The 13,996-nt window shown below is 73.9% G+C and carries 12 protein-coding genes; 10 read left to right on the top strand and 2 right to left on the bottom strand.

The annotated features are described in order from the left end of the window. Positions 1-56: 56 nt before the first annotated feature. The 4 genes from ACOTKD_RS17525 to ACOTKD_RS17540 are packed head-to-tail and all read left to right on the top strand — an operon-like array spanning position 57 to position 4,112. On the top strand, positions 57-1,382 hold the full coding sequence (locus ACOTKD_RS17525; RefSeq protein WP_424889902.1) for a sugar kinase: 1,326 nt from the start codon (positions 57-59) through the stop codon (positions 1,380-1,382). After that, the gene (locus ACOTKD_RS17530) at positions 1,379-2,149 is read left to right on the top strand and encodes an IclR family transcriptional regulator (RefSeq protein WP_424889903.1); all 771 of its coding nucleotides are present in this window, start codon (positions 1,379-1,381) and stop codon (positions 2,147-2,149) included. The genes ACOTKD_RS17525 and ACOTKD_RS17530 overlap by 4 nt, the downstream gene beginning before the upstream one ends. Further along, positions 2,146-2,550: a RidA family protein gene (locus ACOTKD_RS17535; RefSeq protein WP_424889904.1), complete on the top strand. Its 405-nt coding sequence runs from the start codon at positions 2,146-2,148 to the stop codon at positions 2,548-2,550. The genes ACOTKD_RS17530 and ACOTKD_RS17535 overlap by 4 nt, the downstream gene beginning before the upstream one ends. Before the next feature lie 38 nt (positions 2,551-2,588). Continuing rightward, positions 2,589-4,112 (top strand): GntP family permease, encoded by a 1,524-nt coding sequence (locus tag ACOTKD_RS17540; protein WP_424889905.1) that lies wholly within the window; start codon positions 2,589-2,591, stop codon positions 4,110-4,112. A gap of 72 nt (positions 4,113-4,184) precedes the next feature. Here ACOTKD_RS17540 and ACOTKD_RS17545 read toward each other — a convergent pair whose 3' ends face one another. Next, positions 4,185-5,501 carry a M14 family metallopeptidase gene (locus tag ACOTKD_RS17545; RefSeq protein ID WP_424889906.1) on the bottom strand — a complete coding sequence of 439 codons (1,317 nt, stop codon included), beginning with the start codon at positions 5,499-5,501 and terminating at the stop codon, positions 4,185-4,187. A 250-nt stretch (positions 5,502-5,751) separates the two neighbouring features. Here ACOTKD_RS17545 and ACOTKD_RS17550 point away from each other — a divergent pair, with 250 nt between their 5' ends. Further along, positions 5,752-6,618 carry a S1 family peptidase gene (locus ACOTKD_RS17550; protein WP_424889907.1) on the top strand — a complete coding sequence of 289 codons (867 nt, stop codon included), beginning with the start codon at positions 5,752-5,754 and terminating at the stop codon, positions 6,616-6,618. A gap of 103 nt (positions 6,619-6,721) precedes the next feature. On the opposite strand, the gene ACOTKD_RS17555 is transcribed toward ACOTKD_RS17550, so the two are convergent. Then, positions 6,722-8,458, bottom strand: coding sequence for a chitinase (locus ACOTKD_RS17555; protein WP_424889908.1), 1,737 nt, complete (start codon positions 8,456-8,458; stop codon positions 6,722-6,724). A gap of 275 nt (positions 8,459-8,733) precedes the next feature. On the opposite strand from ACOTKD_RS17555, the gene ACOTKD_RS17560 reads away from it, so the two are divergent. The 5 genes from ACOTKD_RS17560 (at position 8,734) to ACOTKD_RS17580 (ending at position 13,990) form a co-directional block, all read left to right on the top strand. Further along, positions 8,734-9,639, top strand: a complete 906-nt coding sequence (locus tag ACOTKD_RS17560; RefSeq protein WP_424889909.1) for a hypothetical protein — start codon at positions 8,734-8,736, stop codon at positions 9,637-9,639. Positions 9,640-9,709: 70 nt separating this feature from the next. Next, on the top strand, positions 9,710-10,432 hold the full coding sequence (cpaB, locus tag ACOTKD_RS17565; protein WP_189383287.1) for a Flp pilus assembly protein CpaB: 723 nt from the start codon (positions 9,710-9,712) through the stop codon (positions 10,430-10,432). 14 nt (positions 10,433-10,446) lie between these two features. Further along, the gene (locus ACOTKD_RS17570) at positions 10,447-12,120 is read left to right on the top strand and encodes an AAA family ATPase (RefSeq protein WP_424889910.1); all 1,674 of its coding nucleotides are present in this window, start codon (positions 10,447-10,449) and stop codon (positions 12,118-12,120) included. A gap of 149 nt (positions 12,121-12,269) precedes the next feature. Beyond that, entirely contained in the window at positions 12,270-12,650 is a 381-nt protein-coding gene (locus ACOTKD_RS17575) for a TadE/TadG family type IV pilus assembly protein (RefSeq protein WP_424889911.1), read from the top strand. Next, a complete protein-coding gene (locus ACOTKD_RS17580; protein ID WP_424889912.1) occupies positions 12,647-13,990 on the top strand; it encodes a CpaF family protein in 1,344 nt (447 codons plus the stop codon). The genes ACOTKD_RS17575 and ACOTKD_RS17580 overlap by 4 nt, the downstream gene beginning before the upstream one ends. The last annotated feature ends 6 nt before the right edge of the window (positions 13,991-13,996 follow it).

The raw sequence follows: 13,996 nt of genomic DNA on the forward strand, positions 1-13,996 counted from the left end.
CGGCCGCGACCGTGACAGGACGCGTACAAACCCCGACCGAGGAGCGAGGGCCGACCGTGACCGCAGCCGACCCGAGCACCCCGGACGCCGCCCCCGCCCCCGGCCCCGCCCCCGAGGCCGTGTGCCTCGGCGAGTCGATGGTCGCCTTCCGCCCGGCGGCGGAGCGCGCGCCGCTCGCCGACGCGGCGACCTTCGCCCGGGGCATCGGCGGCGCCGAGTCCAACGTCGCCTGCGCCCTGGCCGCCGCCGGGCACCGTACGCAATGGGTCGGCCGCGTCGGCGCGGACGCCTTCGGCGACCACCTGGTGGCCGCGATCGCCGCGTACGGCGTGGACGTCTCCGCCGTCCAGCGCGACCCCGGCCGGCCGACGGGCGTGTACTTCCGCACGGCCGGGGAGCGGTCCGTGGGCCTCCCCGCCCCGCCCGGCCCCTTTGGGCCGCCCCTCTCCGAAGTCCTCTACTACCGCGCCGGATCCGCCGCCTCCGCCATGTCGCCGGACCTGGTCCCCCGCGCCACCGCCTGGTCCGGCCGCGTCCTGCACCTCACCGGCATCACCGCCGCCCTCTCCGCCGGCTGCCTCGCCCTCCTCCGCGCCCTCACCGAGCCCCGCCCCGGCCGCCCCCTCGTCTCCTTCGACGTCAACTACCGCGTGGCGCTGTGGCGGAACGCCCCCGACGGGCCCGCCGTCCTGGCCTCCCTCGCCCGCCGCAGCGACATCGTCTTCGTCGGCGAGGACGAGGCCCGGGCCGCCTGGGGCCTCCACGGCGCCGCCGCGATCCGCTCCGCCCTGCCCGAGCCGCGGGTCCTCGTCGTGAAGCGGGGCGCGGCGGGGGCGACGGTGTACGTGCGCGCTGCCGCGGACGGGTCCGGGACGGGGGCCGTGCTCGCCGCCGCGGGCGGGCCGGCTACGGACGACGCACTCGCCGCCGCGGACCGGCCCGACCGCCGCCTCCGTGCCGGCCTCCCGCCCGGCGGGCCTGCGCCCGGCGGTGCCTCAGGCACCGTCGGTGCCCCGGACGCCGCCCCCGCCCCCGCCCCCCTCGCCGACGCCGTCGTCTCCGTCCCCGCCCTCTCCGTCGACGTCGTCGCCCCCGTCGGCGCCGGAGACGCCTTCGCCGCCGGCTTCCTCTCCGGCACGCTCCGCGGGCTGACCCCCGGACAGTGCCTGCGCCACGGCCACCTCATGGCCGCCGCCGCCCTCACCGCCCCCGGCGACCTCGCCGCCCCGCCCCGCCGCGACCACGCCGACCGGCTCGCCGCCCTCGGCCCCGAGGCGTGGGGGAGACTGCGACTCGGCCCCGGCTGGACCACGGACCCCGCCCCCGGCACGGGAAACCCCACGGACCCCGCCCCCGCCAGCGCGAAGGAACGCACCCCATGAGCCAGACCGTCGACCGCGCCCTGCGGATCCTGCCGCTCCTCGCCGAGGGGCCGGCCAACCTGGAGCAGGTGGCGGCCCGCCTCGGCGTCCACAAGTCGACCGCGCTGCGCCTGCTGCGCACCCTCCACGAGCACGGCATGGTCTACCGGCAGCAGGACCAGCGCTACCGCCTCGGCACCCGCCTGTTCGCCCTCGCCCAGCAGGCCGCCGAGAACCTCGACGTCCGCGAGATCGCCCACCCGCACCTCGCCGCGCTCAACGAGCGCTGCGGGCACACCGTGCACCTCGCCGTGTACGAGGACGGCGAGGTCCTCTACATCGACAAGGTCGAGAGCCGCTACCCCGTACGGATGTACTCGCGCATCGGCAAGCCCGTCGCGATCACCGTCGCCGCCGTCGCCAAGCTGCTCCTCGCCGACCTGCCCGAACCCGAGCGGCGCGCCGTAGCCGAGCGGCTCGACTACCCCGCCTACACGGCCCGTTCGACGCCGAACGCCGCCGCGTACCTCGACGAGCTCGCGACCGTGCGGGAACAGGGCTGGGCCACCGACTTCGGCGGCCACGAGGAGTCCATCAACTGCATCGGCGCGCCCGTCCGCGGCACCGACGGCCGCACCGTCGCCGCCTGCTCGGTCTCCGCGCCGAACGTCGTCGTCGGCACGTCCGAGCTCCTCGAACTCCTCCCGCTGCTGCGCCGCACCGCGGACGCCATCAGCGCGGAGTACTCCGGTACGACACCGCCACCCGCGCAGAAAGCGAAGCCATGACCGAGAAGACCGCCGTCACGCCGCCCACCCACACCACCCCGCCCGCGAAGTTCTCGCACGGCGTGAAGAAGGGCAACATCCTGCAGGTCGCCGGGCAGGTCGGCTTCCTGCCGGCGGTGGAGGGACAGCCGCCGACGCCCGCCGGGGACACCCTGCGCGCCCAGACCCTGCAGACCCTCGCCAACGTCGCGGCGGTCCTTGAGGAGGGCGGCGCCGCCTGGGAGGACGTGATCATGATGCGGATCTACCTCACCGACACCGCCCACTTCGCCGAGTTCAACGAGATCTACGACGCCTACTTCGCCGATCTGAAGTCCGTCCCCGCCGCCCGTACGACCGTCTACGTCGGCCTGCCCGCCGGCCTGCTCGTCGAGATCGACGCGCTCGCCGTCCTCGGCTGACGGCCGTCCCGGGGCCGGGGGTGGACGTCGTGTCCGGCGTGCCCGTCGCATCCGTCGCATCCGTCACGTACGCGGCCGAGCGCCGCACCGGAGGGCTGCTCGCCCTCGTCCCGGGCACCGGCGGTCTGCTGACCGTCGCCGCCCTCGGAATCGCCCTGCTCCTCTTCCTCATCATCAAGGCCCGGCTGCAGCCCTTCGTGGCCTTGCTGGCCGTCTCCGTCGCCGTCGGCCTCGGCGCCGGGCTGCCGGTGACCGAGCTCTTCGGCACGGTCCAGAAGTCCGGCGCCGTCTCGCTCGTCGAGGCCGGCATGGGCGGCACCCTCGGCCACATCGCCGTCATCGTCGGGCTCGGCACGATGCTCGGCTCGGTCCTGGAGGTCTCCGGCGGCGCGGAGGCCCTCAGCGGCCGGCTCCTCGCCCTCTTCGGCGAGCGGCGCGAACCCCTCGCGATGGGCGTGACCGGTGTGCTCTTCGGGATACCGGTCTTCTTCGACGTCGGCATCTTCGTCCTGGCGCCGATCGTGTACGCGGCCGCCCGGCGCAGTGGGAAATCGATTCTGCTGTACGCGCTGCCGCTGCTGGCCGGCCTCTCCATGACCCATGCCTTCCTGCCGCCGCACCCGGGCCCGGTGGCCGCGGCCGGGCTGCTGCACGTGGACCTCGGCCGGGTGATCCTCATGGGCGCCGCGGCCGGCCTGCCGGCGGTCCTGGCGGCGTGGGCGTACGCGGCCTGGATCGGCCGCCGCGTCTTCGTCCCCGTCCCCGAGGAGATGGCGGCCGCGGCAGAGGAGGCGAAACGGGCCCAGGAGGTGAAGCGGGCCGAGGAGGTGAAGCGGGCCGAGGAGGCGGAGCGGGCGGCGACGGCGCCGCAGGGCCCGGCCCCGGAGAAGCCGGTGGCGCTCGGCACCCTCCTCGCCGTCATCGGCACGCCCCTGCTGCTCATCCTCCTCGCGACGTTCTCCTCGGTGGCGTTCGCGCCGAGCACGGGCCGCTCGGTGGCGGAGTTCTTCGGTCACCCGTTCGTGGCCCTGACGATCGCCCTGCTGCTGGCGTACTGGCTGCTGGGCGTGCGGCGCGGCTGGTCCCGCGCGTCGCTGGAGGCCGTCTCGACCGCCTCGCTCAAGCCCGTCGGCAACATCCTGCTCGTCGTCGGCGCGGGCGGCGTCTTCGGCGCGGTCCTCAAGGGCAGCGGGGTGGCCCGGGCGCTGGCCGACGCGTTCGCCGGCGCCGGGCTGCCGGTCATCGTCCTGGCGTGGCTGATCGCGGTCGCCCTGCGGGTGGCGCAGGGCTCGGCGACGGTCGCGATCGTGACGACGGCGGGCATCGTCTCCCCGCTGCTGGCCGGCGGCGGCCACTCGCAGACGCAACTGGCCCTGGTCGTCGTGGCGGTCTCGGCGGGCTCGGTCTTCGCCTCGCACGTCAACGACGGCGGCTTCTGGATGGTGGCCACGTACTTCGGCATCCCGGAGCGGGAGACGCTGGCGTCGTGGACGGTCCTGGAGTCGGTGCTGTCGGTGACGGGGTTCGCGGTGGCGGCGGCCCTGAGCGCGGTGGTCCCGTGAGGCGGTCCCGGCGGCTCTCCGCCGGGACCGCTCGTGCGGCGGGCTACTGCTGCTTGCAGTACTGCGCGCGGACTACTGCTGCTTGCAGTACTGCGCCTCCTTGCCGATGACCCGGTACATGCAGTCCGAGGCCTCCAGCAGCTGCAGCACCGCGTCGCGGTTGCGCGCGGTCTCCCGGTCGATCACCTCGTCGGGCGGGTAGAAGCCGCCGCCGGAGCCGCTCTCGTTCGGGTACATCTCGAAGGTGTACGAGAAGATGCGCTGGTCGCCCCAGAGCCAGTCGTCGATGGTCCCGTCGGTGGTGTAGAGGTCGCTCGACTGCTCGGGCTTGTAGCCGTTGCTGGCGGCCATGGACTTGCCGAGGGTCGCGTAGACGTCGTGCTCGTCCTGGCTCATCCCGGGGCCGGTGTCGTCGTAGGTGTAGCCGAAGGGCCACAGGACCAGCTCGCTGTACGTGTGGAAGTCGATGCCCGACTTGATCTGCTGCTTGCCGCCGACGATCCGGCTGCGGACGAAGTCGGCGACGACCTTCACCTCGGGCGCGGACTCGCCCGCCGCGCCGCGGTAGGTCTCGGAGCCCGGGCTGCCGGAGGAGCCGCCGCAGCAGCCCCACTTGTAGTTCCAGTTGCGGTTGAGGTCGGTGCCGCGGTAGGCGGAGTTCGCGTTGGGCTGGCGGTTCTTGCGCCAGCTGCGGTACGAGCCGGTGGCGATGTCGTATTCGCCGCCGTCGGGGTTGACGTCGGGCACGACCCAGATCTCGCGGGAGTCGACCATCTTGGTGACGCGCGGGTCGGTGCCGTACGTGGAGCCGAACTCCTTGAGCAGGTAGAGGGCCATCTCGACGGTGAGGTGCTCGCGCGCGTGCTGGTGCGCGGTGAAGAGGACCTCGGGCTCGTCCTCGTCCGTGCCGACGTTGTCGCTGATCTTGACGGCGACGATGTCGCGGCCCTCGAAGGACTTGCCGATGACCTTCTTGCTCATGATGGCCGGGTGGGCGGCCACGTCGGCGTCGATCTCCGCCATGGCCTCCTTGTAGTTGTGGTACTTCGCGTCCTCCGGCGGGAAGTCGTACGGCTCGGTGGCCCGGCCGCCCGAGCGGTCCGGCGGGCCGGGCAGCCGGCTGACCTTGTAGCCCATCCGGCGGATGCGCTCGGCCTGGGCCGTGTCGCCCGTGACGACGATCGAGCCGCCGCGCACGGCGTCGACGGAGACGCCGGTCGCGGCGACGGCGGTGCGCTGGGCGGCGGTACGAGGGCCGGTGACCTCGTACTCGTGGGTGGTCCCACGGGCCTCCTCGGCGCCGCGGGAGGCGGCGGGGACGGCCAGGGCCAGGGTGAGCGCGGCGGCGAGGGCGGTGGTCGCCCATCTGCCGCGCGAACGGGGTCGCATGCGGTCTCCTGGGGGGTTCCGGTCGTGCGACGGGTGGGGGGTGTCGCGGGGGGTGGTATAGCCGTTGCGTGGCCAGTGTCGAGCGCTGTCATGAACGGGTCAACGTAAGAGAGGAGAGGGATTCCGGCCAAGTTGCCCTTCACTCCGGCGACTTCGGTCCGGCTGATTGCGCCCACTCCCACCGGCACCAACAATGCGCATGTCAAAACCGAACAGGGCTTCGGCTCGGCTCAGAGAGGAACCACCCCCCATGAGAAGACCTCTCGTCGGTGCGCTCGCCACGCTGCTCCTCACGGGAGCGACCGTGGCCGGTGCGGGCACTGCCACCGCGGCTTCCCCGGACGGCGCCGCGGGCGCCAAGGCCGGACCCAAGGGCGGATCCAAGGCGGTCGACTTCGCGGGCACCGTGGCGCTCAGCAACTGTTCAGGCTCCCTGATCCGCTTCCCGGGCTCGTCGGACAACGACCCCGGCCTCGTCATGACCAACGGCCACTGCCTGGAGACCGGCATGCCGGGGCCCGGTGAGGTCATCACCGACCGGCCGTCCACCCGGACCTTCAGCCTGCTGAACTCCAGTGCGGGCAAGGTTGCCACACTGCGCGCCACAAAAGTCTCATACGCCACGATGACGGACACGGATGTCACCCTCTACGAGCTGAACACGACGTACGCGCAGATCAAGCTGCGCTACAAGATCGACGCGCTGAGCCTCTCCCCGGACCACCCGGTGGCCGGCACGCCCATCAAGGTCGTCTCCGGCTTCTGGAAGAAGATCTACAGCTGCAACGCCGACGGGTTCGTCTACCGCCTCCGCGAGGCCGACTGGACCTGGAAGGACTCGCTCCGCTACACCTCGTCGTGCAACACGATAGGCGGCACCTCCGGCTCCCCGGTGGTCGACGCGAACACCGGCAAGGTCGTCGCGATCAACAACACCGGCAACGAGAGCGGCGAGCAGTGCACGATGAACAACCCGTGCGAGGTCGACGAGAACGGCCAGGTGACCGTGCGGCAGGGCATCAACTACGCCCAGGAGACGTACGGCATAGCCAAGTGCTTCACCACCGGCAACAAGCTGGACCTGGGTCTCCCGGACTGTGAGCTGCCCAAGCCGTGAGGCTTCCCCGCCCCGCCCCGCCTCGCTGCCGGACCGGCCGGAAGGAAGGCCGGCCCGGCAGCGGGCGATGGGGTGACGGGCGCGGGGCGGCCCTGCGGCGGCCCTACGGCAGCCCGTGCACGTGCGGCCCGACCGCACCCGACCAGGAACTGCCGCTCGCGGCGTCCCAGTTCGTCGACCACGTCATCGCGCCGCGGATCCCGGGATACGTCCGCGGCGGCTTGAAGGAGCCGCAGCCGGTGCCCTTCGCCAGGCAGTCCAGCGCGCTGTTGACCACCGAGGGGGACACGTAGCCGCTGCCCGCCGCCCGCGGCGAGGCCGGCAGACCCAGGCCGACCTGCGAGGGGTCGAGCCCGCCTTCGAGCTGGATGCAGGCGAGCGCGGTGAGGAAGTCGACCGACCCCTGCGCGTACACCTTTCCGTCACAGCCGTTCATGGAACCCGAGTTGTAATACTGCATGTTGACGACCGTCAGGATGTCCTTGATGTTGAGCGCGGTCTTGAAGTAGCCCGCCGACGCCGACTGCATGTCGATCGTCTGCGGCGCCATGGTGATGACGAGCTTGCTGCCGGCCTTCGCCGACAGGGCGCGCAGCGCCTGCGTCATGTACGTCGGGTTCAGCCCGTTCTCCAGGTCGATGTCGACGCCGTCGAACCCGTACTTCTGCATCAGGGCGTAGACGCTGTCCGCGAAGTGCGCCGCGGAGGAGGCGTCGTTGACGGCGACCGTGCCGCGCTCACCGCCGATGGAGATGACGACACTCTTTCCGGCCGCCCGTTTGGCGGCTATGTCGGTTGTGAACTGCGCTTCGGTGTAGTTCAGGGCCGGGTCGAGCCGGAAGTCGACCGCGCCGGGTGTCGCGGTGGCGTCGGCGAAGGCGACGGCGATGATGTCGTACTGGCTCTGCACGTCGCTGATCTTCTGGACCGTGGCGCCGTTGTCGAAATTCTGCCAGTAGCCCGTCACCGCGTGCTTGGGCACCGACGGGCCGGGTCCCGGATCGCCGCCGGGGCCCGTCGTGGCCGTCACCGCCGCCGACTTCGGGGACTCGCCGGCGGCGTTGGTGGCCGTGACCTCGAAGCGGTACGAGGCCGAGGCCGCGAGGCCGGTCACGGTCGCCGAAGGACCCTCCGCCGAGAGTGCCTTGGCGCCGTCGCGGTAGACGTTGTAGCCCGTGGCGCCGGGCACCGCGTCCCAGGTCAGGGCCACGGACGAGGCGGTCACGGCCCCTGCCGTGAGCCCGCCCGGAGCGCCGGGCACCGGCTCCCCGGGGTCACCGCCGCCCGGCCCCGTCAGGGTGACGTCGTCGGCGAAGTAGGCGGGCTGCCCGTACCACCCATGGGTGTAGATGGTGACGGAGGTGGTGCCGGGGCCCGTGGTGAAGGTGGTGGTGAGCTGCTGCCATGCCGTCGCGGACGGCGTCCAGGTGGAGACGTCCGTCGTCCCCGTGCCGTCGGCGCCGAGGTGGACGTACGAGCCCTGCACCCACGCGCTCAGCGTGTACGAGGAGCCGGGCCGCACGGTGACGGTCTGCGCGCACCGGGCGTTGTCCGCTCCGGCGGGTGCCGCCTTGAGCGCGCCGCTCCCGGTGCGCACGGGAGAGGGGACGACGGCGCCGCTGCCGCCGGAACACGTCCAGCCGGCCAGGCCCGACTCGAAGCCGGGATTCCTGGCCAGGTTGCCGTCGGAGACCGTCCGGGCCGGAGCCCCGCCGCCGGCCGCGTGCGCGGCGGGCCCGGAACCCAGGGCGGGGAGCGCGGCCAGGGCGAGGCAGGCCGCGGCGAGGGCGGGGATGCGGCGTCTGCCGCGGTGAAGTGCGGGTTGCCGATGGGGAATCACTGCTTCCTCCGGTGGGTCGTCGGGTTTCGGGGAAACCCGGAGAGGCCTCTGGTGGGAGAGGAGTTGAAGCCGTGCCGGTGGGTAGGGATGGGGGGTACGGAAGCCACCGTGTGGCGTAAAGATGGTCTAGGCCAATACATCCGTCAAGGGTTCTCCGCGGTTCGGTTCTCAGCCGCTCCGTTCATGGATAAAGTGCGGAGGCGCCGGCACAGGGCAGCCAGTGTCGAGCTGCATCCGCCGCAGCCCCGCGGCACCGGAGGGAACGGGAAGCCGACGTGCCCCTTGCGATAGCAGTCACCAGCCCCGACCTGGTGATCTCACCGACCGACGGGCCGGTTCCCGACGCCGCCGTCCTCCGGCCGCCCGCCGAGGAGCCGCTGGAGACCGCCGTCGCCCGGGCGTCCGTCCTGCTCGACCGGTGCGGCCACGTCGTCGTCCTCTACCCCGACTCGCTCCCCGCGCCCTACGTGCGGCGGCTGCACGCCGTGCGGGCCGTGCTGGAGAGCGAGCGGATCGCACTGCTGCCCGTCGCGCTGCCGCCGCTCGCCGTGGGGGTACTGGCCCGGCAGTTACGGCAGTTGTCGGTGTCCGACCTCAGCCCCGGCGTGCTCGCCTCCGCCGCCCGGCTGCTCGCCCACTACATCCACGCGGGCGCCCTCCTCTCCAGCGTCACCCGGCTCGACCGCGTCGAGGTGGGGCTCGGCGCGCACGTCGCGTCCGCGCTGCCCGGCGCGCGGTTCGCCGTCTTCCTCAACCCCGGCCCGCGGCTCGTCCGCGTCGGCGGGGGCGAGGTCCCGGCCGGCCCCGGCTTCGCCACGTGGATGACCGTCGCCCGCGGCAAGCCCGTCCGCGGGGACGACTGGGTGCTGGGCACCCTCGCCCCCCGCTGGCAGGTCCGGGGCGCCCAGGAGACCGTGCTGCCCGAGGAGTCCCGGCGCTGGTGGGGCACCTGGCGGGCCGTCGAGTTCGCGGCGGCGATCCCGGACCCGTCCGTGCTCTACCAGCTCGTGGCGTCCGTCAGGCGGGAGGAGTGCCACTGGTGCGGTCTCGAACTCATCGGCGACCGCTGCGCGTTCTGCACCGGGCCCCTGCCGCGCGCCGACGGCGGCGGCCGGGGGCAGGCCCCGCCGCCACCGGGCCGCGCCCGCCCGGCGGCCTCCGCCGTCCCGGCCCGCCGCTGAGCACCGTCCTCGGCGCCGCCCGGTCCGCCGCGCCCGCCCGGTCACGTCCCCGAACGAGGTTCGCCGCCCCATGAATTCACGTCAGCGACGCGGGATCATCCTCCTGCTCCTGTCGGTGCTCTGCGCCCTCGGCGCGTTCGCCGGAGTCTTCGCGGTCGTCCACGACGCCGAGTCCAAGCTCGGCCCCGAGGCCACCGCGTACCGGCTGAAGGCCGACATCCCGGCCTACCAGCACCTGGAGGACGCCAAGGACCGCTTCGAGAAGGTCTCGATGCCCCGCCGCTGGCTGCCGTCCACGGCCGTCACCGACCTGCGCTACCTCGACGGCAAGATTTCCGTCACTCCCCTCCGCAGGGGATCGCTGCTCCAGCAGGACATGGCCGTCGCCCGGCCGGCGCTGCGGCCCGGCCAGCAGGAGATCGCCATCATGATCGACGCGGCGACGGGCGTCGCGGGCAAGATCTACGCCGGAGCGAAGGTCAACGTCTACGCCACCTTCGACGGCAAGGACCAGGGCGGCAAGCCGGTCTCCAAGGTGATCGTCACCAACGCCCAGGTCATCCAGGTCGGCAAGCTGACCCCCTTCGACCGCGACAGCGGCAGCGGCACGGCCGGTGTGCGGCGCGGCGGGGAGGCCGTGCCGATCACCTTCGCGCTGGACACCAAGGACGCCCAGCGGGTGGCGTACGCGGAGTCCTTCGCCTCCCACGTCCGGCTCGCGCTGGTCGCCCCCGGCGGCGACGACGCGGTCAGCGGCAGCGACCGCACCTACACGCTCGACGGCGACAAGTAGAGCAGGGGAGAACGGTGACCATCAGGATCCTCCCGGCCGTCGGCGACCCGGACGCCGCCCGCGCCATCGGCGGCCTGCTCGGCCAGCTGCCCGGCGTCGAACCGCTGCAGCCCGTCGGGGACTCGGCCCGCCTGCTCGACACGCTCGCCGTGCTGGCGGCGGCCTCCGTGGACGAGCTCCCCGAGGTCGTGCTCGTCCACGAGCGGCTCGGCCCCCTGCCCGCGCTGGAGGTCATCCGCGAAGTGGCCCTGCGCTTCCCGGCGACCGGCGTCGTGCTCGTGACCGCCGACCAGGGGCCCGCGCTCTACGCCGCGGCCATGGACGTGGGCGCGCGCGGCCTCGCCGGGCTGCCGCTGTCGTACGAGGAGGTCGGCGCCCGCGTCCAGGCCGCCGCCCACTGGGCGACCGGCGTCCGCCGCCACCTGGGCAGCGGCGGCGAGGGGTCCGGCGGCGGGCCGGGCGGGACGCTCCTCGCGGTGGTCGGCGCCAAGGGCGGCGTCGGGACGACCGTCACCGCCGTCCAGCTCGCCCTCGCCGCGTGCGCCGCCGGGCGGAGCGTGGCACTGGTCGACCTGGACCTGCAGTCGGGCGACATCGCCTCGTACCTGGACGTGCAGTTCCGCCGGTCGATCGCCGACCTGGCGGGCATCAGCGACATCTCGCCGCGGGTCCTGCAGGACGCCGTCTTCCCGCACCCCACGGGCCTCGGGCTGCTGCTGGCGCCCGCCGAGGGGGAGCGCGGCGAGGAGGTCGGCGACCTCGCCGCCCGGCAGATCGCGGCCGCGCTGCGCAGCCGCTACGAGCTGGTCATCGCCGACTGCGGCACGCAGATGACGGCCGCGGGCGCCGCCGTCGTGGAGACGGCCGACGTGGCGCTGCTGGTGACGACGCCGGACGTGGTGTCCGTACGGGCCGCGAAGCGGATGGTGCGGCTGTGGGACCGGCTGCAGGTCCGCAAGGCCGCCGACACCGTGACCGTCCTCAACCGGCACACCCGGCACAGCGAGATCCAGCCCGCCCTGGTGGAGCGGACGACGGGCACGCGGGCCGCCCGGACGACGGTCCCGGCGGGCTACAAGGAGCTGCAGCCCGCCGTCGACTCGGGGCGGATGCAGGACCTCGACGCCCGCTCGGGGGTGCGGCAGGCCCTGTGGGCCCTCGCGGGGGAGCTCGGCCTGATCACCGCCCCGGGCGCGGGTGCCGGGCCCTTACGCGGCGCCGCCGCCCATGCGAGCCGGTCGCTCACCGGTGGCGCACGGCGCAGGCGGGCCATAGGGAGCGGCGGCGGTACCGGGGCGGATCAGCTCTCCCCCGTGCCGATGGGCCGCTTCCGGCGGCGCGGGGGCGGCGACCGGGGGCAGGTCGCCGTGGAGTTCCTGGGCATCCTGCCGCTGATCCTCGTGGTGCTGGCGGTGGTGTGGCAGTGCGTGCTGGTCGGCTACACGTACGCGCTCGCGGGGAACGCGGCGGACAAGGGCGCGCGGGCGGCCGCGGCCGGGGGCGACTGCGCGGCGGCCGCGCGGGCGGACCTGCCGGGAGCGTGGCGCGGCGGCCCGGAGTGCGGCGGGCGCGGCACGGGCGTCGTCCGCGCGGAGGTCTCCCTGCAGGTGCCCGCCCTGTTCCCGGGCCTGGTGAACTGGCCGTGGACGGTGACGGGTTCGGCGGGCGCGGCGGAGGAGGAGCGGTGAGCCTGGCGCGGCGCGCGGGACGCGACGCGAGGGGCCGGATCGCGGCCGGGCGGGCTGTGGCGGGGCCTGCGGCGGCCGGGCGGCGTGCTGCAGGGCGGGCCGGGGCGGCGCGTCCTTCCGGTGTCGTCCGCCGCCGTGACCGCGGGTCGATGTCCATCGAGCTCATCGGGTTCCTGCCGGTGCTCCTGCTCGTCGGGCTCGCCGCGATCCAGCTGGGGCTCGCCGCGTACGCCGCGCAGCAGGCCGGCAGCGCGGCCCGGGCGGCGGCGCGGACCGCGTCGCTGGACGACCCGCGCGTGTCGCCGGCCGCGGCCGGGCGGGCCGCCATGAGCGGGTGGCTGCGGACGTCCGGGGCGCCGGCCGCGGCGCCGTGCGGGGGCGGCGCCCCGCAGACCACGGCCGAGGTCACGGTCGTGATCCCGGCCGTACTGCCGCTGCTCGGCGAGCGGTCCGTGACGCGCCGGGCCACGATGCCCTGCCCGGCGGCCCCCGGCGCCGGCACCTACCCGCCCCCGAGGAGCGCGCCATGAGCCTGCGGGCCCGCATCACCGCCCCCGAACCGGCCGCCGAAGGCCGGGAGCCGGGCCATCTCGTCCCCGTCTACCGGGCCAAGCTGCTCGAAGAGATCGACCTGGCCGAGATGTCGGCGCTCGCCGCCTCCGAGCGCCGCACGCGGCTGGAGCGCGTCCTGGGCCACATCATCAGCCGCGAGGGCCCGGTCCTGTCCACCGCGGAGCGGGACCGGCTCATCCGCCGCGTCGTCGACGAGGCGCTCGGCCTAGGCGTCCTCGAACCGCTCCTGGAGGACCCCTCCATCACCGAGATCATGGTCAACGGGCCCGACCAGATCTTCATCGAGCGCGCGGGCCGCGTCGAGCCCGTACCCGTGCGCTTCGCGTCGAACGAACAGCTGATGCAGACCATCGAGCGCATCGTCTCCACCGTCAACCGCCGCGTGGACGAGTCGAACCCGATGGTCGACGCCCGGCTGCCCAGCGGCGAGCGCGTCAACGTCATCATCCCGCCGCTGGCCCTCAACGGCGCGACGCTGACCATCCGCCGCTTCCCGCGCGCGTACACCCTGACCGAGCTCATCGGCATGGGCACGCTGGACGAGCGGATGCTGATGCTGCTCTCCGCGCTCGTCCGGGCGAAGTTCAACGTGGTGGTGTCGGGCCCGACCGGCTCCGGCAAGACGACGCTGCTCAACGCCCTCTCGGGGCTGATCCCGGAGGGGGAGCGCATCATCACCGTCGAGGACGCCGCCGAACTGCAGCTGCAGCAGGCGCACGTCATCCGCCTCGAATCGCGGCCGCCCAACGTGGAGGGCAAGGGCCGGATCACCATCCGCGACCTCGTGCGCAACTCGCTGCGCATGCGCCCCGACCGCATCATCGTCGGCGAGGTGCGCGGCGGCGAGACCCTCGACATGCTCCAGGCGATGTCCACCGGCCACGACGGCTCCCTCGCCACCGTGCACGCCAACAGCGCGGAGGACGCGCTGATGCGGCTCCAGACGCTCGCCTCGATGTCGGAGGTCAAGGTCCCCTACGAGGCGCTGCGCGACCAGATCAACAGCGCCGTGGACTGCGTCATCCAGCTCACCCGGCAGGCCGACGGCTCCCGCCGCGTCGCGGAGGTCGCCCTGCTCGACTCCCGCGGCCACGAGGACTACCGCCTGGCCACCGTCAGCCGCTTCGAGGCCCTGCCGGTGGACGCGGACAGGGTCGTGCGCGGCGCCTTCCGCTGCTTCCCGGTGCCGGAGCGGGTCGCGGACCGGCTGCGGCTCGCCGGGGAGTCCGTGCCGCCGGCCTTCGGCGTCGCCGCGTTCCCCGCCGAGCTGACGGTCCGCGAAGCGGGACAGAGGTAGGGGGAG

It is taken from the genome of Streptomyces sp. XH2 (genome assembly GCF_049725035.1).
Classification (GTDB): Bacteria; Actinomycetota; Actinomycetes; order Streptomycetales; family Streptomycetaceae; genus Streptomyces; species Streptomyces roseoverticillatus.